The sequence below is a fragment of the Pelotomaculum terephthalicicum JT genome, from assembly GCF_022410535.1.
In the GTDB taxonomy this organism is placed as follows: Bacteria; Bacillota; Desulfotomaculia; order Desulfotomaculales; family Pelotomaculaceae; genus Pelotomaculum_D; species Pelotomaculum_D terephthalicicum.
This window is the reverse complement of sequence record NZ_JAKNBL010000050.1, coordinates 1-19,647: the sequence shown is the minus strand read 5'-3', so window position 1 is coordinate 19,647 and position 19,647 is coordinate 1. Positions and strand designations below refer to the sequence as shown.

Here is a 19,647-nt window from a genome sequence, read left to right as displayed (position 1 = left end):
GATCCGAATTCCCAATTGGATGCGGATTTAAAAAAAATTCCTCTATGGTAAGTAGGAGGAATTCAATAACGATGGTTCAAGCAAAGCCTTGTGCCATCTGCCTCGGCGAATGCCGAGAGGCTATCTAATTTATCAGTAGGTTATTTTAGAATCGGATACTGGGATGAATCAAAGAACAGTTGGATTGAGCTGCCCTCTCAGATATTCTGGAACGGCAGTGATGGAGTGGTTGAAGCTGAAACCAACAGGGGAGCGGGAAGATACGCGTTGCTATGGTCATATAAAGGAGACACGCAGTTAAGCTCATTAAAAGGCGAAGAAATTCGTATCATGATTGACTTTACAACTATCCAGCCCGAAGTTCCTCCATTCACCAAAAATGACCGAACCATGGTGCCGTTACGAGTTATCGCGGAAAGCATGGGTGCCCATGTAAATTGGAGTTCCTCTGAAAATCGTATCGACATAGTAAGTCACGAAACAGTCTCATTATGGATAGGCAAAACTGAAGCGACAAAGGATAAACAACCGCTATTCATTGATGTGGCGCCAGAAATTGTAGACGGAAGAACTTTTGTACCCCTGCGATTTGTGGCAGAAGCGCTTGGTGCCAAGGTAACCTGGGATGAACGAACAAAAACAGTGAGCATACTTAGCTAATTAACAAATTATAAAAAGCAGCATATAAAATTGCTGAACAACGTCTAAGCGTCCTCAAAGATGGATGCGTAGGCGCTTTTTTTATAAAAATTGGTCTGCTCGGCAATGTTCTTAATAACTAGTTATGCTGCTGAACAACAAAAAAAAACGAGCTGTGAATAAGCTCGCGAAATGCTATTTATATTATCTTCAGGTTAATCTTTAGGCGGTCTTCTTCCCCGCAAAGTACAACCCGATCCCCCTGACAATCGCTTCAGCCGCTTTGCTGCGGAAACTATCGGTAAGCATCAATTTTTCTTCAGCCGGATTGGAGATAAAAGCTACTTCCGCCAGAATGGCCGGCATGTAAGAGGTACGCAAAACCGCAAAATTGGCGCTTCTGATGCCAACATCCCGCAGGCCCAGGGCTTTGACCAGTTCAGCCTGGACGCAGCGCGCCAGCCTGTTGCTCTCCTGAATCCTGGCGGCATCCTCGGAATTGCCGGAGCCGCTGTAAATATAGGTGGTGGTACCGCCAATTGACCTGTTTTCGTTGGCGTTCATATGAATGCTGACAAAAACGTCAGATTTGGCGTAGTTTGCCTTGTCTGTGCGCTCATAAAGGCCGACATCGGTGTCTCCTGACCTCGCCATGACAACCTTGGCTCCCTGCGCCTTCAGGATCCTGGCAACCCGGTTGGCAATATCCAGGTTTACTTCCTTCTCCTTGGTTCCGCCCGCGCCAATGGCGCCAGGGTCGCTTCCCCCGTGGCCGGGGTCAATGGTTATGATTTTGCCCCGGTAAGACCCGCTCACGTCGGGAATGTACGTTTCAACCGTCAAAGTTTTCTGATCGGCGGACAGTGTAGTCAGGTACTGGGCGCCACCCTTCAATTCAATAACCAGCCTGGTAATATCCGGGTTCTTTTGAAAATATCCCACCCGCACCTGGCTAACGGATTTAGTGTCGACTTTTGTGCTTGGCGGCAGGTTGCCGGGTGCAACCCCTTGCAAATCCACAACCAGCCTGTCCGGGTTATTCAAAGTAAGGGAAGAGTAAGTAAACGGCGCGCCGGCTTTCAAAGCAACCCTCGTTTTGCCGCCGGTATTAGTGACATTTAGAGAAAGCGCCTTGTTGCCGGACTGGTTGTCCACTTTCCCGCTGTTGTCTTCCGGCGTTTTACCGCCCGTATCCTGCTCCACCGGAGACGGCGCCTGTTCAGCCGGCGCGGCAAGAAGACTGATCAGCCAGCCGGCCACCCAGCCAGTTGAGCCGTCTGCCAGCTTGACATGGTACCAGTCACTCGACTGTCCTAGGACTGAAAGGGTATTCCCCTGGTTAACCTGTGCGATAACCCCGTTGCCGGTACCCGGACCGCTGCGGATGTTCACCGCATTGCCGTTTACCACGGCGGTTTTCCCCCCGGAAGTCTCCCCGGAACGGGAAGGCTCGGGCGTTGTTCCGGCCGCTTCCAGGGCGACCAGCCAGCCGGCCACCCAGCCGGTTAAGCCGTTACCGATTTTTACTTGGTACCAGTCACCGGACTTTCCCAACACTGTCAGGCGGTCAGCCAATCCCACCTGCGCAGACACATTATTGTCCGTCCCCGGACCGGTGCGAATATTGGCGACATCTACCTGCACAACGGCAATTTCCCCGGCAGCCGCGGAAATATGTGGAAATGACAGAAAGATGCCCAGGAACAGTGTCAGGACTAGTGGAACAAAAAAGATTAGTGATAACCGGTTCTTTTGATGCATTATCGACCCCCCCACGCCAACCGGCGTTAATAGTTAATCAACTGAAATAAAATTTTACATAAATATCCATAATTTCTTTTTAAATTTCCAAAGTAATTATGGACTGCTGCAATAAAAAACCACATAATGTTGAAGTTTGGATCTTTATGTAACTTCAACTCTCATGTGGTTAGACTGGCTATAGCTTCAAATTGTTCCCTGGACAAAGCAGATTATAATGTCATTTTGGAAGAGTTCTTAGTTCTCTTCCATGCCGCCCTCCCCGGTTGTCCGGGACGGACGGCGTCTCCCCGCCGGTTTGCGCGCTTCATATTTCTTTTTTAAATATGGCACGGCAGTGTTTACATAAATCAGGCAGACCAGAAAAGCCGCGGCTAAATCTATCAGCGCCCACAAGTCGGTATACAAAACGGCCAACGCCAGCGGCGCGAAGACCACAACAGTCAAAACCGGGATGACCAATCCGCCCTTGATCTTATAGGGGCGCGGGCTGTCCGGCATTCTGCGGCGCAGGTTGATTACCGCAAGGCCCGCCAGGACATATACGATGGACTCCATGGCGGCGGCCAGCTTCAGCAAGACCAGATAACGATGAGTCAGAAGGATTACCCCGGCCACGGTCAAGGATACGAAAAAGAGAGCGACAATGGACACCCAGGGGGTGAAAAAGCGCATGCTCACCCGGCTGAATACCGCGGGCAGCACGTGCTCCCGCGCGGAAGCGTACATGAAACGGGACACGCTGAGCATACCAGCGTTAAAGGTGGTCACGGAGGCCGCCAGGCTGATTGCCACCATCCACGCCGCGCCGGGGCCACCCAGGAGCGTACGGGCAAACACCATGTGGGGTGCCGCTGAAGCCACCAGTACATCTTTCGGCACGGCAACGGTCATGGCCACGGTGAAAACAGCGTAGGTCACACTCAGGAGACCCAGCGCGATCATCATGCCCTTGGAAATTTGCTTAACTTTAGTTACTTCTTCGGCCAGGGGAGTGACCCATTCAAAGCCCACAAACAGGAACACCCCCAGCGCCACCGCGTTAATCAGGCCGGAAGCCCCGCCCGGCGCGAAAGGCGCGTTAAGTTGAAAGTTGCCCTTGTGCAGGGCGAGCAAGCTAATTACCATCAATGAAGCCAGCAGCCCGTATGTAATCACATCCTGGAATACACCAGCTATTTTCAGACCTCTGATATTCATCAAGGTGACCAGGAGGAGCAGCAACACAACCCACATATAGGGCGGCACCGCGGGAAAAACCTCCCCCAACACCCTGGAAAGAACATAGCTTTCCGCTCCGACCACGCCGACAATCACAATAGTCATGTACAATATGGAAACCGTCAACGACACCTGGTCGTTAAAAGCACGGCTGAAATAGAGACGGATGCCGTTGGCCGTAGGCAAAAGGCCGTTCAGCTCGGAAAAACAGGCAGCGGCCAAAAAACAAAGAATCCCGCCGGTCAGGATGGCGATCCAGGCGGTATCTCCCAGTACATAACCAGCCACCTGCACGGCGGCGACAAAAGTCGAGGTGGCCAGGGTCAGGCCGGCGCTGGTGGCAACCACTGTGCGCAGGGTGAGCACCTTTTTCAGCTGCAAGCTATTCACCCCAGATCATCAGGGAAATGAAGTCAAGCCGGATGATGTCGTCTTCCTGGCCGATGATCCGCAAAGTGCCGTTGTTGTAAGGCTCAGTGGGTGTGATGTCGCCGTAAAACATATCGGCCAGGGTTTCACTGTCGGAAATCACCGTCAGGTCGGGATTCTCCAAAGCGCCTTCTTTTATTGAAACCAAGCCGTCTTGCACAATAAATGTGTTCAAGGATTCAATATCGGTTGCTTTGATCACCACCACGCGGTTCCAGTCCCTGTTCATAATTTTTAAGCGTTGGTTGCTGTTGTAATTGTCTTGAAATACTTTAAGACTTTCCGTTATTTCCAAATGCGTCGCCAAAACTATCTTAAACCTCCCCGGCGGCTGCTAAAAGCTAAAGAACCGTCCGTAATGTGCCAGGTTCAGTTCGTTACGTCAAGCGCAGGATGCGCGGCTGAAAGTTCAAATTGCGCAATAGTTCCAGGTAATCTTCCGCGTCGATTCGCTCCAGCGTTTTACCAAGAATAGCCACCATGGCGGCCTCAATAACGTTCGTGCCGAACGAACGACCTTCAAATTCGGGAGTTGTGGTAACCAGGGTGCCTGCTCCTTTCTCGCGCAGGAACTCAATATCGTCGCGGGTGGTAGTGTTAGTCAAGATGGTCTGCCCGCTCATGCCCGCCGGCATAAACCGCCTGATCAGGTGAAAATCCCCGGCGATCACCTCAGCCTCATAATAATAGCCGGCGAATTTTTGTACTTTCGCCTCGTCCTGGCTCTCCTGTTTTTTACCGGTGGGATAAAGCATCTGGAAAGGCATCTTCACCAACTCAGGCAAGGTGCGGTTGGCGATATCCTCAAGCTCCGCCACCGTTTTGACCGGGTAGGGCATACCCATGGTAAAGATCAGGTCGCCGTAAGTCATATCACAGCCCATGTCATAAAGGGCCTCCGCCATGCCGAACCGGTCCAGCGAACTGACCATCAGGACCTTCATGCCTTTTTTGAGCAGGCCGGTATTTTCAGCCAGGATGCGTACCACTTCCCGCTCCAGGGTGTTTTTTAAACCGCTTCCGTCCACCACCGGCGTCACCTTGACCGCTTCCATCAATTTTAGCCCGTCGTGGATGGCGTAGCGCTTTTGCCGGACAAACAGGTAAACGTCAATACCGCCCAAGCCGATGGCGTCCACCTTTCCGTCCAGTTCCCGCAACACTTCCAAAGCCCGGTTAAAGTCGCCGTCCGTGCCCACCCGTGATATTTCAAACCGCTCCCCCAGAAGCTCCACCTGGACCTTGTGGTCACGCTTGGAAGAACCGAGACTGACACTGACCACTTTCTTCAATATTTGCTGCCTCCCATCAAACACCCCTGCAGTACAGATTTCTACACTTTCACTCTTACCATTGTATCCAAAAAAAACTAAAAAAACAAGCGCCGGACCTTATGCCTTGATACCTTGCACTGCCGGGTTAGCAAGAACTCCCCGCCCGCCTGCCCGCCTCCAGCAGCAGCCATGCTCCAGTCACAACAGGCAGGCAAACTATTTCACAAAGCGCAGCAACCCGATCACAAAAGCCAAGAGAGCGGCGATAAACCAAAAAGCATCCGCACGCAGGTTGGCCAGGCCGAAAAACACCCCCATCACCGCGCCGATCACGGCCCCGTAAATCTCAATTTTCTGCAGGCTGTTCATTGTCACCCGCTGGAACATGTCCACCAGTTCATGGGTGGAATAGCTTTCAATTCTTGCCCTGACTATGGTTTTCAAATCCAATTCCTCTAGAAAAGATGGAATTTTATTCTTCATGTAAGTGGTGATCATTCCCGCCGACATCACTTCGACTTTTTCCAGCGTTTCCGGAGAAAAACGATCCCGCAGGCGGCCTACCGGGTAATTCGCGACCTCATCCACCAGCGAGCGGGCCGCCAAGCGCAAGAAGCGCACCGTCACATGCTGGCGGAGCAGGTCAAGGCCATAACGCGCCAGTGACGTTTCCACTTTTCCCGGAGCAGTGCCGCCGTAGCGCCCGCATAATTCTGCCACCGTATACCCGGCCATGGCGCGATAACGGCCGAGAAGAAACTCACCCAGCCAAGCCTGCGCGCCCGCCCCGGCCAGCCACCCGCTCAAACGCCCGGCCAGCCAGTCGCTTGCCTGCGCCAGCTGCTCCGCATCAAGTCCACTGGCCAGTTCACCAACCGGCCGGTCCCAAATAGCGTCCGCCTGTTCCCGGATATACTGCTCCAGCCACTTTCTCATTTCCGGTGAGGATAAGAACTCGCCCAGGCGGGGAAACATATCATTGCGCACAAAGTCCTTCACTTCCGTCTGGTATTCGCTGAAAAACTGGAACAAGCCAATACTGAGACGCGCCATCGGGTCTTTTCTTTTGAGCTGCTCCATGATGTCCAGGATTACCGCGGTCAAACGCTCCAGCACTTCTTCGCTATTCTGCAGGCGCATGATCAATTCCGGGAGCACCTGCGCCAGCCGGGCCGGCCATTCGGCTACTTCATCCCGCAACGGCTGCGGCAGCACATCCCGCAGGGGCACAGCCTGCCCGCAAAGCGCGCCGTGCGCCTGTCCGATCAGGCGCAAAGCCGCGCCCCTAAAATCCGGTCCGGACACGTATACCGCCACATCCTCCAGAAAGCGCCGCAAAGCAGCCTCGGCCCGCTCTTCCGGCCATAGTTCGCCCATTTTCTTTTGCCACAAGCGCTTCAACTGGCGGTGCAAAAAGTCCCTGAGCCAATCTTCAACGCCAGGGTCGGTCAGGTATTTCACCGTCCACCGGACCAACGCCTCTTTCGCCCGCGTTTTCAATTCCTCTTTCAAGCCGGCGGCCGACGGAGGAAACATTGATTCGACTGAAGGATATTCATTGCCGGCCACCGACGCCATCAGATCATGCATGGTGGACTGCACCCGGCGCTCCAGCGCCTGCTCCCGCACCAGATAGTCGAATAAAGCCTGCGGGGTGAGCAGTTCACTAGACACTACGCCGCTGACCGCCTCGGCAATGCGCGCCTGCTGGGCCGGGATAACCCCTTGCCAAATCCTGACACGCCCGATCCGCCAGGGCTTGAGCGGCCGGAAAAACATAAAGACAGCCAGCGAAGCGCCCACCCAGCCGTGCAGGGTGGACAAAATGATATTTTTCAGAAGCACCAGCAGCATGTCCACGATAACGTTACCGCCTGATTGTCGTCAGTTTCAATTTTTTTGATTGTAACATTTTATTACAAATATGTGAAGGAACATTGTGCTATACTTATTATTCTATCTTATTATTCTATCTTAAAGATAAGAATCAACCTGGCTCTCAATAATAGACAATTCCTGTTCATTAAGTTCACGCCCGAGCAGGGCTCTTAACGCCTTAATGGACGCGCCGATGGCTATTCGCCGAACGTCTCTGTCCTCCTGCTTTAGTGGAGGCTTGACGCCTGCCGCGAACCTCGCGGACGGAAGTCCGGGGCTCATCCTGCCCGCCATCTCGTCCAGCAACGCTTCGTTTTCCTTGACCCGCTCATCGTATCCGAACTGAAGATTATTCGTTTCATCTGATTGCGGCATGCTTTTGATGATTTTCTCCTTATCCTGCCTTTTCTTTTTTAATTCTTCTTTTTTAGCGCAATGCTTAGCATACTCCTTCGCTATCGTTTCTTCAACTTCAATCAGCTCAGCCAGATGAGCTTCCAGAAAAATTGATTTCTCCGGCGCGTGAATTTTAGAAATCTCAATTAAGTCATGCTGGTTTGCGATTAGAGCCTGAAGCGCCGGGAAAACTTTTACCGGCAGTTTTGCCAGATCCCTGTCATACTCGTAGCCGGAAGCTGTTAAGGTGAATTCTTTCTTACCCTGTTTCGCCATAATTAACACATCCCTTGATAAATTAAAAAGTCGATAAATGTCATTAATATTTTATTACAATTAATTGGCAAAATAAAGCTCGGTAATAGCCCAAGAATTTATTAACCCTTCTGAAACGTAAAAATCAATGCTTTCAGAAGGGTTGATATAATTACAAGAGCCGCCATGATTATCTTTGCCGGGGGCCATTATTATCAGGTTTTTTCCCCATGTTCTGCAGCATGTTGTCAGCTTGTTCCTGGGTCATCTTGCCGTCTGCCACCGCCTGAGCTATCTCGGCTTTCCTTTTCTCAAGCATCTTTTCATTAAATTGTTCCATTGTCATACCATGTTCAGTAACAATTTGCTCCATTGTTTTACCTGACTGCATCTCCGCATCAAGTTTGTCGGCCGTCATGTCCAACAGGCTTGCCGCGTCGTTGAGGTTAAAACCCGTCCTTTCAGGTCTTTCCCCGTTAAAGTAACCATTTATCGGACTATCTGGCGGACCATCCGGGGGATCATACCCGCCGCCGGCTTCTCCGTCCGCCGGGGAGGGGAGTATGTCAGCCTGCTTTTGGCCGGCGCAACCTGCCGCAACCCCGGCAAGAATAATCATGACTAGAACGACAACACCAAGACGCGATTTGATTAGCTTCATGAAAGCCACCCTCCTTCAAAATTTAATAAACATAATACGCCATTAGTTTATGTTACTATCATAATGTTACCGTTTTATGTCATCTTCTTATTTTTTTTATTCATCCTGTGGGAATTCATCATAAAACGTCAAGTACTAAGGCGTTCGTAAACTTAAAAATCCAGGCTATCCGGGCCTGGATTTTTATCTCCGCATGCTTCCGTTTTATTCCTCATTAAACGGCCTTTAATCACTAAATCAGATCATCATCATCCACGTCATATTCAAAATTGTCAAGCGAATATGAGTCTTCATCATAGAAGTAAATAGTAACAGTATCAAGGCTGATATCCGCGTCTTCATCAAATGTTTCGGCAATGTCCTTACAAATATCCTTCACTTTACTGTTAATAGTACTGCTGGTTAAGTCTTCCCACTCCGTGGCAGCATCGTCATCGACCGCCTCGAGTTTTACGGTAACATTGTCGTCATCCTCATCATAATTAACACTAGTTACGGTAAATTCTATGCTGCTCACATAATAGCTGTCGCCTTTCAAGTCATCTTCCACATCCTCCGCGTCGGTGTCAGAGCGATAGTCTTCATCCCCAAAATCCACTTCGAGACTGTCGTCCCCGTCTTTATAAAATTCCACTAACACATCATCACTGTCGATATCTATAATTTCTCCGTCAACCACTGTATAATCAGATAATCCATCCTGTATGCTCCCCACCAGGTCTTCAATCCAGTCCTCAATATCACTGTCGTCCAAGTATTCCCACTCGTCCGCATAGTCATTAAGGTCAACCTCAATATTCACGTCAACATCGTCTTCATCGCCGTCAAGGCTGATGTCCTCAATTTTCACATCTTCCAAATAATCATAATCAGAAATCAATTCATCTTCCAGGCTGCCGATGTCATCATTTGATTCAAGAGAGGCTATCTTATCATTTAAACTCTGAATTTCACTATCCTTTTGCGATATTTGAAGTTTTAGATTTTGAATTTCCAAGTCCTTTTCAGCCAATGAATTTATATCAGTTGTTGTGTTACCAGATATTTTAACAGCTTTAGCTTCACCGATCCACTCGACATTCAGGTTTAAAGCTTCCGCCAGCGCTCTGACAGGAAGGAATGTCCTGCTGTCGTAAATAAAAGGCTCCTCGTTCGCCTGCACACTGACAGCATTGCCGTTAACATAAATCACGATATCCTGATAATCAACATTGATTGGCGCCTTGGCAACGGTAGCTTCCGCAGTCATGGCCGTCATCATCATTATAGCCAGCGACAGCAACACGGTTATAATTCTTTTCTTCATAATCACAACTCCCCCATAGCTTTGATAAATCGCTCAATTATGCAAAGTTATTCAAAAATCAAGATATTACTTGATTACTTATCGCGTGTAACCACCACCCAACATTCAGCCTATTAAACACGGGAACCATTTTTTTTGCGCTCCCTCCTTTGAAACCCAATTTGGGGAATTTCAGGCGTTATATTAATTCTATATTAATAAAGACAAATATCTTCTGAAAAATAGCTGAAATTTTGCTGAAAACAGCTGCCGCCCAAACATATTGATGCAACTGGATTCAGGTTTATTTCCGTTGCCCAGGGCATGTCCCGGCAAAGTTCCTTTAAGCATAATATTGTGGATTTCTACATCTTATTCCATTTATCCTGCCACCGGCAGACATTAAGACAAGCTCCCGGCAAAATCCACTTGAATTACATTCACTTATACTTTCGTTATACCTAAGCAAACGATTTCCTCACCCTCAATTTTTTTGCAACTCCTGCTACCGCATATAATCCATTGTATCACCATCAATTTTATGTTTATTATAAATATAAAACCCCGGTAAACCCGGAAGCCTAAGAAGTTTTTAGATTGGTAGAAATGTTCGCTAATTCATCGTATATGTTTTCTCTGGTTCCCATTAGGGCAATAATTATTAATCTACCTTCTTCGTCTATATAATAAATAACCCTATATTCTACACCCCTAAATTTATTATGTTGAGAGCGGAGTTCCTTAAAGAGGCCAGATAGCTCCTTATTTTTGTACGGGTCCTCCGCAATTTCAGAGATTCTATTATACATAAAATCCCTTAAAGCAGGTTCCATCTTTTTCAAGTCCCTGACTGCACCTTTGGATAGCCGGATTTCATAATTTTTCTTCATTTTCTATACTCCTTATGGCATCCTCCAAAGAAACAGTTTCCTCTTGAAGCCGTTCCTCTATAAACTTGTCAAAAGCTTTATTTAAAACATCCTTTCGTTCAAGAAGTTTGGCTTTAAGTTCTTTTCCTTTATAACCCAAATCCATTAAATCTTTTAAAAGCAAATCTTCCATTTCGTCAGCAATAGTAACTTCCTTAACCTTCAAATCCTCGCCGTCCAGGTAAAATTTAAGTTTCGTACCTTCTTTCCAATTGAACTTGTCCCTAATTTCTTTCGGAACTGTTACCTGCCCTTTTGATGTTAAAGTTGTATACATTAAGATAACCTCCTACGGTAATACGGTAATACCTTAAGTGTATCCTACCATAAAAAATTCAATGTGAAAATACCTTTATAGATGAGTTATGATGAACTGCCCGAGACGGTACTAGATAAATGCGCGAGGCGGTTGCAAAGTGAAGTAGAAACAGAGGACGAGAGGGCGATCTTGTATATAGCACTTGCGGCTTTATCTTCATTGAGGTTCCCAAAGGATTTAATTTTAAAAGTGCTGGAGGTGAGTAGATTGGAAAATCTGCCTCTATTCGATGGCATTCGTGAAGAGTGGAAAGCCCAGAGGTCGTGATGAAGGGATAATAGAGGCCATCATCGAAGCCCTTGAAGAGAAAACCGAGCAGCATCCTATTGGACTAAAATAAAGGCTATCTGTAGTCAAAGACGGAGGTCTACTGAGAAAAATTCTGCGTCAGGCGGTTAAGGCTAAAACTATCAAAGAATTTGAACTTGCTTTCGAAGAACTAATAACAAATAAAATTAATCAACTAGAAAACTAAAGACTTCTTAGGCCTCCGGGTTTACCGGGGGATTTTATTTTATAATCAACATAAAAATTGATGGTGATACAATGGATTATATATTTGATTGCTGATAACTAACTGGATTTTTTTCGTGCAAGTCGCTCATCTTCCTTTTTTCGGCTAGCCCTAAAGAAATACCTAAATTCAGACGGTGTGTGCCCCTGTTAATCAGCGTGGCGGTTGACTAAAGCGACCACGCCGTTCCATTTGCTCTTTTTACTTTCTTTTATATTGAATAAATTCCAAGAAATTAATGTAAACAAGTTAATTTATAGATTGTTTCATCCGATATTAATAAAAGATACAATTATATGATTAGGTGAGAAAAATATTTAATGAAAACAAACAAAAAGAACAATATGTTCTATTAATTGGTGCTATAACTATCTGGTTTGCTTTGAGGTTCGTTGACTTTTACAACAAAACAAATCCTGAGAGCAGTGTAATATTTATAGCTCTAATAGTATTAGGTTTAGTAGTTTGTTGTTTAATTTTTCTATTAATAACTGCGTATATATTTATGACCGGTTTAACATTATATGAAAACCATAATAACAGTTTAATATACAATATAACATTGCGACGCAATAAGATTTTTAAAGGGATAGTTATTACTTTTATTGTTTGTTCATATACTATTGTTATTTTGTTTGGAAATGAATTATTAAGTATTATTGACAATAAAACATTATTTTGTTTTCTTGAAGTCATATTCATCTTACTAATATTATGCTCTTTACTTTATATTTCAGGAGACAATATAAAAGGAGCCATAAAACGGTTAGCAATCAAAGATTTACGAAATTTATTTAAAATATATACTATAAGTACTGCAATTTCATTGATAGTCGTAACAATTACAACAATAATTACTATTCTATATTTCTTTTTAGGCAATTATAGTAACACAAAATATCTTATAGATGTAAATGATAATTATATTAATATTACTGAAGAAAATAGATCATTTTCTACTTTTGATTCAATAGTGATTACTACAAGTCCTGAGGATGAAAAAATAATTAGCAAAAATCTATTTAAAGTAATTCAATCAAAAGCTGAAATAGTACCATTACCTCCAAATAAAAACAATAAATTTGAATATAGAATTGAAAAAAATGACTCTATACCTCGTGGAAAATTATGTATAATATATAAGGTTCCTTCTTTTAAAGGGCCTCCACGTCTTATTCGCATTGATACCGGAATAGATATTAAGTAATAAGAGTAAGCTTTCTCGGGTCTAGCGGCCTGTCTGAATATCAACCTGATAGCAGGATAAATGGAATAAAATGTAGAAATATATAACATTATGATCAAAATATAAACCATATAACGCAAACAAATATATCTCTTTCCACCGTCGCCATAAGATTGGTTACCAAAAGAACACATTGTTTATTTCATCAGCGACCTTTTGATAATCTAGACCTTTCAATTATCCATAAAGAATACGAAAAAGAAACACGTGGCCAGCCCCTTCCATCCAGCATTAATGACCAAGATTCTGTTTTATGCGTACTCAAGAGGCATATTCTCATCAAGGAAAATTGCTTCACGACTTTATGAGGGATTGGCATTCATCGTTTTGGCCGGTGGAAATAAACCAGACTTCAGGACTATCAACGAATTTAGGCGGCGACACATAAAAACCTTGCCCAATATATTTGTACAGATCCTCAAGATCTGTGAAAAATCCGGGTTAATTGGCTTAAAGCATGCTTCTTTAGACGGCACAAAAATCAATGCCAACACTTCCAAACACGCCGCCATGAGCTATGGTCGTATGAAAACCGAAGAGCAACGGTTGGAGAAAGAAATTTAAAAACTCCTTGAAAAAGCAAACCGTCTTGATTTAAAAGAAGACCAGCTATATGGCCGGGACCGCTGTGGTGATGAAATTCCTGAAGAATTGACCCATCAGGAAACCAGGTTAAAGAAAATTAAAGAGGCAAAAGCCGCCCTTGAAGCCGAAGCCAAGCTGGCCCAGGAAGAAGACGAAAAGAAAACGGATGACGATAATAATAACGATCCACCAACAACACCGCCCCAGGGCAGGGTCAAATACAAAAAGAAGACCGGAGAACCGGTGGACAAGGCCCAGCGTAATTTACTGATCCCGAGTCAAGGATCATGAAGAACTTTGATAAAGCCTTTGTTCAGGCATATATAACGCCCAGGCTGTAGTTGATGCCAAGAGAGCCAGATCATTTTAGCAGTGGATGTAACCAACCAGGCAACCGACGTCCAACACCTCCCGATGCTGGTAGAAAGAATTAAAGAAAACATAGGACAGTATCCCAAAGAACTATCAGCCGATGCCGGGTATTTTAGTAAAACCAACCATAAGTTTCTAGAAAGTAAAATAGACGCATACATTCCGGCAGAGAGAATCAAACACAACCAGAAACCTGAACCTGCACCAAAAGGTAGGATTCCGGTAGATTTACCGTTGCCCGATCTCATGAAACGAAAATTGAGGACCAAAGCCGGATGGGCTAAGTATGCCCTACGAAAACAGGTAGTTAAGCCTGTCTTCGGTCAGATTAAAGGGGTTCAGGGTTTTCGCAGATTCTCACTTCGCGGACTGGAATTAGTCCGCGGGGAATGGCTGCTACTTTGTCTTACGCATAATATTTTGAAACTGTTTAGAAACAAAGATAGTGGTGTCTTACTTATGCTGCTTCCTGTAGTAACGGTCTTTTGATGTCGTTCATCATCTTATCTGGGTCATATGCGATACCTTTGGTCAACAAGGCGAAAAATACCCTGATTAACTTACAGCTTAGCAGTACCAACGATTGTTTCTTCTTTAGTGGATTTTGGCTCCTGGTCGTATAGTAGCTGTGCAGTTCCTGAAAACCTTTGTTATTGGCTACCAGCGGCATGATTGCCTGGAACAGCAGTGATCTTAACCGTCGCCGTCCTCGCTTGCTGATACTGCTCTTATCTTTGTGTTTTCCTGAGCTGTTTTCCTTTATGTTCAGACCGGCCAACTTCTGAATTTGCTTGGGATGTTCAAACCGGCTAATGTCACCTACTTCAGCGATAAAGCCTGCCGCGGTTACCAAACCCACCCCTTTAATTTTCACTATTTCATCCAGGCCAGGTACCTGCTTCACAAGCTGCTCCACCATGTTCATGGTTCTTTCATACTGCTGTATTTGCAACTTATAGTTCTCCAGCATGTTGAGCAGGTCATTCTCTGCAGCCATAATGCCTTCACGAACACCCACAGATTGCCTCGCAGCCTCTATCAGGCACATAGCCCGCTTTCTACCTATTCCCCTCAGTTTATCCTGCTTCCAACGCTCAACAATACCTTCCACACCTTTTTCTAATATCCTGACGGGTGTAGGAAAATCCTGCAACACTATTAGGGCTGCCTTGCCTTCCCAGTCTCCAAATACTCGGTTGAATTCTGGAAAGTATATGCTGAGCCAACGTTTTACACGGTTACGGATTCCGTTTAGTTGTTTTACTATCTGACACCGGGTTTCCATGGCTGTTCTTAGTTCGCTGTATATGCCTTCCGGGATGTATGGCTCCATGTACCGGCCATCTTTAACTAGCATTGCTATGGTTTTGGGGTCCTTACGGTCATTCTTGGTTGGATTATTATCATCCAGTTCTTTGCTCCTTTTTACATGAAACGGATTCACCAGCACTATTTTCATGCTGTGATCCTTAAGTTGCTGAGCTAGATTGAACCAGTAATGCCCTGTCGGCTCCATGCCTACCATAACTTTGTCTTTAATGTTTTTTTTCTTTAATCGCACCTACCCAAGTGGTGAATTGTCCGAAGCCTTCTGTATCATTACTAAACTTAAGTAATCTTCCAACTTCAAGTCCCCGGTAGTCGAAGGCTCTAGCATAGTGGATTTCGCTTGCTATGTCCACACCAATGATTAAGGTCTCTTCTGTGACTTGCAAAATCTTTTTGTTCTGGGTATACTTCATCTTGAGTACCTCCTCTGTTATTTAAGGGTTGCTTCGCGAAAGCTGACACCTCGTATGTTAACAGGGGGTACTCTTTTTTTCAAAGCTCATTTTTGTTTATTACAGGAATGCTCCTATTTTATTTATTAGGAGTCCTAGATAATCATTATTAAGTCTTTTCAGTCGTCGCCGTGGTTTTGTGGGTATGTGGTAAACGCGATTAGCGTTTTCCAAGCGATTGTGGGAATTGTGGTCAGACCGCCCGGGGAGCTGCAAGATCCTATTACCGGATCGGCGTGCGGCCGGCAGGGGCTATCTCTTTACAGTAAGCCGGGCTGTCCACATTTTCCACATGAGCGGCATATCCACAACCCGCGCCGGTGCTGCAATTGAGGCTAAATGTAAACCTGATTTACACTTAATACTTTTTTGAAATAAAATACCACATATTTACCAATAATCCCGGCACGGAGGTGAGGCGGTGAATACATCCGATACTATTCAGCTCATAATCGCCGTTCTCCTCGCAGTAAACCTCGTAGTCCAAATAGCCAACCATAGGCAGTAATTTTTAACCCCTGACTGCTGGTAACAGTCAAGGGTTATAGTTTAAGCCACCTGGTTCGGTGATGGCCACGATCCATATTCAGTATTAGTATTTCCACCATTTAAAATAATAATATATTTACTGAGAATAATTGTCAAGTTAGATGACCAGTTCTTTTAAGGCAATCTCAAATTCTTTTATGGTTTTAACCTTAACCGCTCGTCGCAGAATTCTTCTCAGTAAACCTCTGTCTTTAACCATAGATAATTCTTCCTTTAACCATACAGGTTGTTCCCCGGTATTCTCCTCAAGGGCTTCCATGATAGCCTCGACTATCCCTTCATCACGACCTCTTGCTTCCCACTCTTCCCGGATGCCGTCAAACAGCGGTAAGTTTTCCAATTTACTCACCTCCAGCACTTTTAAAATTAGGTCTTTTGGGAACCTCAATGATGATAAAGCCGCAAGTGCTACATACAGGATCGACCTCTCGTCCTCTGTTTCTACTTCGCTTGCAAACGCTTGGTGCACTTATCTAGTACCACTTCGGGTAGTTCATCATGACTCATCAATGGTGTCAGGGGCAGTAGGCCCACCGGTCCACGGTAAAGCAGCTCCCGGCCGGTAATGTCCTGTAAGTTGATCTGTCGGTAGTTAAATTTTACTCTTCGTAAACGGTCTTTCCTTTTTGAATGATCTCGTCATATAAAAAGTCACCCTGTCGAGCTTTTTTATATTGTTCAACAGAATAAGGTCGTGGTGATATATCCAAGTCAACCCCAAAGGTAAGTTTTTTAAGCATCAGGGACTCTTTAAACCGGTCCCGACCGAGATCCGGAGAGACGATGGCCAGGTCTATGTCGCTGTCCTTATCTCCGGTGCCGGCAGCCAGGGAACCGTAAAGGATAGCCTTCTTTACCCTGATTTTTTTAGACCTGAGGGCTTCTAGGTATTTTTTTATACTTATTTCAATTTGCCTTTTAGCCATTCTAAAACATCTCCCGTTTTTTTAAAGATGTCCTCTGTTACTACCCGGGTACAGTTCTTCGCAAGTTCTTTCCGGTCCTCAGCATACCTGGACTCTATGTAATACTGCGAGAGTAGGACAAAAGCATCCTTCCTGTTATCATCTAGCTCGGAGAAGATGTCTACAGCTTCTGCTAGGACAACTAGATCATGTTTCCTGGGTGGTGTCTTGCTGTACTTCTCGTAATATACAGCTTTTATAGCTTTTTCAATGGCCTGCTGGCAGAAGAAAAGGCAATGTAAATATTCTTTCTTACTATAAAGCAAGCCGGCAACCCTAAAATCGTCCTGGGCAATATCAAACCAATTTTTTGTTGCCTTTTTCACATTTAGCACCATCCTCAAAGACCAACTTATACACCTTACCCTAACCTAAGTACAACTCTAATCCTTTATGACCCAATCTCTATGGTAGATCAACCTGTAGCCCGAATTCACGCTTGGCTTCCTCCCCTGTTACATAACCTGCATTACTATTGAGTTGGCGTAATTCCTCTTCTGTTAAGGGATCATCATCAGGTTTAGCTTTATCGATCTTTTTCCAACCAGCCGGTTTTTTTATCCGATCGTTCAATTAAATACTGTTTTTACGCATCATTTTTTATTTTTTCATTAATCCACATTCTTATTAATGTTTGATATGGCAGTCCTCTCTTGACGGCGATTTTTTTAACGGCTTCAATCTGATAAGGTTCCAATCTTAATGTAATAGGTTTTTTAAGTTCTCTTTTATTTAATATTTCATTTTCTAGTTCTGGTGATACTTTAATATCTACAGGTTCTAAGTCAGTAATAAACTCGGTACTGTCATGTTCATCCCAAAAGCGTGCTTCTTCTTCGGTTTTAAACTCCGGTATTTTTTTGCTCATATTACCAACCTCCCTGTCTTACATGTACTTTTACAAAAGTATCATATTATCCAAATCTATAACCACTTTAGATATCATTAAATAATCCATTCCCAGGATGCCGTCAATATCAAATCCATAATCCATATCACCAATTTGTTATTTGAATTTGGTTAATTTTTTAGTACCCAACTGAATTCTGTCAATTTTTTTCTCGTAAACATATTCTGCTCCACCAACACCATGTATTTTTCTTATGACATCTAAAGGTTCAGGACCTAGCCCCAATTCAATAGCAATTTCGGCGGCAATGATTGTGGATGCAGAGCCAGTATCTATCAAGAAATTATCATAACTAAGAGATTTGCCTTGGTGAGTAAGTATAACGCTAATGAAAGGTAGCCCATACTTTAAATCTATTTTCATGTACCAGCTCGCACCCCGATCCATCTCTGTTCAACTATATCCAGTTCAGGGCGTGAAGTATGAACAACGTAAAGCTCTCTTTCCCTGTTCTTTCTATGTAATTGTAAATACTGCAACAAAGCCTTATTATTGTCATCTTGGAAATTATCAACTACGGTCATTTGAGATATAATTCTTTTATCACCTTCTGTATGAGCCTCAATAGCTTCAATTATTACCCATTGATTAGGGTATTTTCTTTTTACTTCTGCCCATAACATTTTTAAAACCTCCTTTGAGGCATATTCACTATATAATATAATTCCTTGTATTTACGTTGTCAATACATATTATTATCCTTAGTCGCCGTGGTTGTGTATATGAGGTAAAAGCGATTGAGGAAACTGTGGTCAGGCCGGTCGGGGATCTTGCACTGTCATAATAACGGATCGGTATGCTGTCGGCAGGGTATTATCTATTTACAATAAACCGGGCTGTCCATAATTTCCTCAATCGCGGCATATTCACACACCGTGTCTTCCTCATAGCCGAAATTATTTCACGTGAAATAATTTTTTCATAAATCATATATGTCTTTACCCTCTTTAACAAGCTGGTCCACCCTGGCTAATACATCAGAGGCCGTCATATCCTCGCCGCATACCTGGCATTTTACAACCGGCACCCCTTTGACCACCTTTCCTAGATAGTTAAAAGAGATTTTTACTGACTTAATATTTTCACCACCGCAGCTCTCGCACCTTTTTATTATCATCATTAATACCTCCCCCTATAAGATCTTCTTGATTGTCTTTTAAGTTTAAGCCGTTTCATATATAAACAGAGAGGTCAGAGATATTTCTTCGTGATTTCCGAGGTGATAAGGATGAGCTCTTAATCCTTCTTTAATCTCATATTCTCTTAATCTCTTATACGCAGATCCGCGACTGCTTTTACTCTAGCTTCTTCATAAACCTCCTCGTATATGAAAAACATACCTTTGTAACGTAATTTAACTCTAAAAATACTGCCTTCCTCTCTGGTTTCAACAAGCTCGTGTGAGCGACCTGAAAGAACATGTCCAAGGAAAAGTCGTGCAATATGGGTATTTTTTCTTGTTGGAGTTTTTTTTTTAATTACTTTCCGCAGCCTTTTTGCCCTCACAAAGTCGTATAAGGTTTTATAACTATACGGCAGAAAGCCTTATATATCAAGGGCACTGAAAAAGTCCATTTGCAGCAATGCAGATGGACTTTTTGTCCAAAATTTTTGTCCAAAAATGGTATAATTATTCATGAAAGAAGTTGAGTGAGCGGGGGAATCAAAAATGCTCATC

The 19,647-nt window shown here is 44.5% G+C and carries 23 protein-coding genes and 2 pseudogenes; 4 read left to right on the top strand and 21 right to left on the bottom strand.

The annotated features are described in order from the left end of the window. Positions 1–90: 90 nt before the first annotated feature. Positions 91–660 carry a copper amine oxidase N-terminal domain-containing protein gene (locus L9W92_RS17070; protein ID WP_240084948.1) on the top strand — a complete coding sequence of 190 codons (570 nt, stop codon included), beginning with the start codon at positions 91–93 and terminating at the stop codon, positions 658–660. Positions 661–861: 201 nt separating this feature from the next. Here L9W92_RS17070 and L9W92_RS17065 read toward each other — a convergent pair whose 3' ends face one another. From L9W92_RS17065 to L9W92_RS17020, 10 genes are all read right to left on the bottom strand, one after another. Then, positions 862–2,400 (bottom strand): N-acetylmuramoyl-L-alanine amidase, encoded by a 1,539-nt coding sequence (locus L9W92_RS17065; protein ID WP_240084947.1) that lies wholly within the window; start codon positions 2,398–2,400, stop codon positions 862–864. Positions 2,401–2,637: 237 nt separating this feature from the next. Then, complete coding sequence (locus L9W92_RS17060; protein ID WP_240084946.1) at positions 2,638–4,011, bottom strand: APC family permease; 1,374 nt, start codon at positions 4,009–4,011, stop codon at positions 2,638–2,640. After that, a complete protein-coding gene (locus tag L9W92_RS17055; protein WP_240084945.1) occupies positions 4,004–4,357 on the bottom strand; it encodes an SCP2 sterol-binding domain-containing protein in 354 nt (117 codons plus the stop codon). Before L9W92_RS17055 ends, L9W92_RS17060 begins: the two co-directional genes overlap by 8 nt. 70 nt (positions 4,358–4,427) lie before the next feature. Further along, a complete protein-coding gene (locus L9W92_RS17050; RefSeq protein ID WP_240084944.1) occupies positions 4,428–5,342 on the bottom strand; it encodes a DUF8754 domain-containing protein in 915 nt (304 codons plus the stop codon). A 198-nt stretch (positions 5,343–5,540) separates the two neighbouring features. Beyond that, positions 5,541–7,178, bottom strand: a complete 1,638-nt coding sequence (locus L9W92_RS17045; RefSeq protein ID WP_240084949.1) for a DUF445 family protein — start codon at positions 7,176–7,178, stop codon at positions 5,541–5,543. Between the two features lie 120 nt (positions 7,179–7,298). Then, positions 7,299–7,874, bottom strand: coding sequence for a hypothetical protein (locus L9W92_RS17040; RefSeq protein ID WP_240084943.1), 576 nt, complete (start codon positions 7,872–7,874; stop codon positions 7,299–7,301). A 169-nt stretch (positions 7,875–8,043) separates the two neighbouring features. Beyond that, complete coding sequence (locus L9W92_RS17035; RefSeq protein WP_240084942.1) at positions 8,044–8,514, bottom strand: DUF2680 domain-containing protein; 471 nt, start codon at positions 8,512–8,514, stop codon at positions 8,044–8,046. A gap of 232 nt (positions 8,515–8,746) precedes the next feature. Continuing rightward, positions 8,747–9,820 (bottom strand): stalk domain-containing protein, encoded by a 1,074-nt coding sequence (locus L9W92_RS17030; RefSeq protein ID WP_240084941.1) that lies wholly within the window; start codon positions 9,818–9,820, stop codon positions 8,747–8,749. 560 nt (positions 9,821–10,380) lie between these two features. Next, positions 10,381–10,689, bottom strand: coding sequence for a type II toxin-antitoxin system RelE family toxin (locus L9W92_RS17025; RefSeq protein WP_240084940.1), 309 nt, complete (start codon positions 10,687–10,689; stop codon positions 10,381–10,383). Further along, the gene (locus L9W92_RS17020; RefSeq protein ID WP_240084939.1) at positions 10,673–11,005 is read right to left on the bottom strand and encodes an AbrB/MazE/SpoVT family DNA-binding domain-containing protein; all 333 of its coding nucleotides are present in this window, start codon (positions 11,003–11,005) and stop codon (positions 10,673–10,675) included. The genes L9W92_RS17025 and L9W92_RS17020 overlap by 17 nt, the downstream gene beginning before the upstream one ends. An 860-nt stretch (positions 11,006–11,865) precedes the next feature. On the opposite strand from L9W92_RS17020, the gene L9W92_RS17015 reads away from it, so the two are divergent. Both L9W92_RS17015 and L9W92_RS17010 read left to right on the top strand, forming a co-directional pair. Beyond that, positions 11,866–12,768, top strand: a complete 903-nt coding sequence (locus L9W92_RS17015; protein WP_240084938.1) for a hypothetical protein — start codon at positions 11,866–11,868, stop codon at positions 12,766–12,768. Positions 12,769–12,865: 97 nt separating this feature from the next. Next, positions 12,866–14,253 (top strand): annotated as a pseudogene (locus L9W92_RS17010) (IS1182 family transposase); the annotation flags it as partial. On the opposite strand, the pseudogene L9W92_RS17005 reads toward L9W92_RS17010, so the two are convergent. Further along, positions 14,222–15,506 (bottom strand): annotated as a pseudogene (locus L9W92_RS17005) (IS110 family RNA-guided transposase). The pseudogenes L9W92_RS17010 and L9W92_RS17005 sit on opposite strands and share 32 nt — an antisense overlap. A gap of 186 nt (positions 15,507–15,692) precedes the next feature. On the opposite strand from L9W92_RS17005, the gene L9W92_RS17000 reads away from it, so the two are divergent. Continuing rightward, positions 15,693–15,878 carry a hypothetical protein gene (locus tag L9W92_RS17000; protein WP_240084937.1) on the top strand — a complete coding sequence of 62 codons (186 nt, stop codon included), beginning with the start codon at positions 15,693–15,695 and terminating at the stop codon, positions 15,876–15,878. Between the two features lie 25 nt (positions 15,879–15,903). On the opposite strand, the gene L9W92_RS16995 is transcribed toward L9W92_RS17000, so the two are convergent. The 10 genes from L9W92_RS16995 to L9W92_RS16950 form a co-directional block, all read right to left on the bottom strand. Then, a complete protein-coding gene (locus L9W92_RS16995; protein ID WP_240084936.1) occupies positions 15,904–16,044 on the bottom strand; it encodes a hypothetical protein in 141 nt (46 codons plus the stop codon). Between the two features lie 147 nt (positions 16,045–16,191). Next, positions 16,192–16,434, bottom strand: a complete 243-nt coding sequence (locus L9W92_RS16990; protein ID WP_240084935.1) for a hypothetical protein — start codon at positions 16,432–16,434, stop codon at positions 16,192–16,194. 259 nt (positions 16,435–16,693) lie between these two features. Next, positions 16,694–17,020, bottom strand: a complete 327-nt coding sequence (locus L9W92_RS16985) for a nucleotidyltransferase domain-containing protein (protein WP_240084934.1) — start codon at positions 17,018–17,020, stop codon at positions 16,694–16,696. Further along, the gene (locus L9W92_RS16980; RefSeq protein WP_240084933.1) at positions 16,996–17,385 is read right to left on the bottom strand and encodes a HEPN domain-containing protein; all 390 of its coding nucleotides are present in this window, start codon (positions 17,383–17,385) and stop codon (positions 16,996–16,998) included. The genes L9W92_RS16985 and L9W92_RS16980 overlap by 25 nt, the downstream gene beginning before the upstream one ends. A 79-nt stretch (positions 17,386–17,464) precedes the next feature. Next, positions 17,465–17,632, bottom strand: coding sequence for a hypothetical protein (locus L9W92_RS16975; RefSeq protein ID WP_240084932.1), 168 nt, complete (start codon positions 17,630–17,632; stop codon positions 17,465–17,467). A 13-nt stretch (positions 17,633–17,645) separates the two neighbouring features. Next, positions 17,646–17,927, bottom strand: a complete 282-nt coding sequence (locus L9W92_RS16970; RefSeq protein WP_240084931.1) for a CopG family antitoxin — start codon at positions 17,925–17,927, stop codon at positions 17,646–17,648. 138 nt (positions 17,928–18,065) lie between these two features. Beyond that, positions 18,066–18,332: a retropepsin-like aspartic protease gene (locus L9W92_RS16965; protein WP_240084930.1), complete on the bottom strand. Its 267-nt coding sequence runs from the start codon at positions 18,330–18,332 to the stop codon at positions 18,066–18,068. After that, the gene (locus tag L9W92_RS16960) at positions 18,329–18,592 is read right to left on the bottom strand and encodes a hypothetical protein (protein WP_240084929.1); all 264 of its coding nucleotides are present in this window, start codon (positions 18,590–18,592) and stop codon (positions 18,329–18,331) included. The genes L9W92_RS16965 and L9W92_RS16960 overlap by 4 nt, the downstream gene beginning before the upstream one ends. 296 nt (positions 18,593–18,888) lie before the next feature. Continuing rightward, on the bottom strand, positions 18,889–19,089 hold the full coding sequence (locus L9W92_RS16955; protein ID WP_240084928.1) for a YgiT-type zinc finger protein: 201 nt from the start codon (positions 19,087–19,089) through the stop codon (positions 18,889–18,891). A 143-nt stretch (positions 19,090–19,232) separates the two neighbouring features. Continuing rightward, complete coding sequence (locus tag L9W92_RS16950; protein ID WP_240084927.1) at positions 19,233–19,475, bottom strand: hypothetical protein; 243 nt, start codon at positions 19,473–19,475, stop codon at positions 19,233–19,235. Positions 19,476–19,647: the final 172 nt, after the last annotated feature.

Bases quoted from the DNA above. Each gene is read 5' to 3' on its own strand.
- L9W92_RS17065 (WP_240084947.1), bottom strand. From the start codon at position 2,400: ATGCATCAAAAGAACCGGTTATCACTAATCTTTTTTGTTCCACTAGTC.
- L9W92_RS17045 (WP_240084949.1), bottom strand. From the start codon at position 7,178: ATGCTGCTGGTGCTTCTGAAAAATATCATTTTGTCCACCCTGCACGGC.
- L9W92_RS17040 (WP_240084943.1), bottom strand. From the start codon at position 7,874: ATGGCGAAACAGGGTAAGAAAGAATTCACCTTAACAGCTTCCGGCTAC.
- L9W92_RS17035 (WP_240084942.1), bottom strand. From the start codon at position 8,514: ATGAAGCTAATCAAATCGCGTCTTGGTGTTGTCGTTCTAGTCATGATT.
- L9W92_RS17030 (WP_240084941.1), bottom strand. From the start codon at position 9,820: ATGAAGAAAAGAATTATAACCGTGTTGCTGTCGCTGGCTATAATGATG.
- L9W92_RS17025 (WP_240084940.1), bottom strand. From the start codon at position 10,689: ATGAAGAAAAATTATGAAATCCGGCTATCCAAAGGTGCAGTCAGGGAC.
- L9W92_RS17020 (WP_240084939.1), bottom strand. From the start codon at position 11,005: ATGTATACAACTTTAACATCAAAAGGGCAGGTAACAGTTCCGAAAGAA.
- L9W92_RS16995 (WP_240084936.1), bottom strand. From the start codon at position 16,044: ATGGTTGGCTATTTGGACTACGAGGTTTACTGCGAGGAGAACGGCGAT.
- L9W92_RS16985 (WP_240084934.1), bottom strand. From the start codon at position 17,020: ATGGCTAAAAGGCAAATTGAAATAAGTATAAAAAAATACCTAGAAGCC.
- L9W92_RS16970 (WP_240084931.1), bottom strand. From the start codon at position 17,927: ATGAGCAAAAAAATACCGGAGTTTAAAACCGAAGAAGAAGCACGCTTT.
- L9W92_RS16965 (WP_240084930.1), bottom strand. From the start codon at position 18,332: ATGAAAATAGATTTAAAGTATGGGCTACCTTTCATTAGCGTTATACTT.
- L9W92_RS16960 (WP_240084929.1), bottom strand. From the start codon at position 18,592: ATGTTATGGGCAGAAGTAAAAAGAAAATACCCTAATCAATGGGTAATA.
- L9W92_RS16955 (WP_240084928.1), bottom strand. From the start codon at position 19,089: ATGATGATAATAAAAAGGTGCGAGAGCTGCGGTGGTGAAAATATTAAG.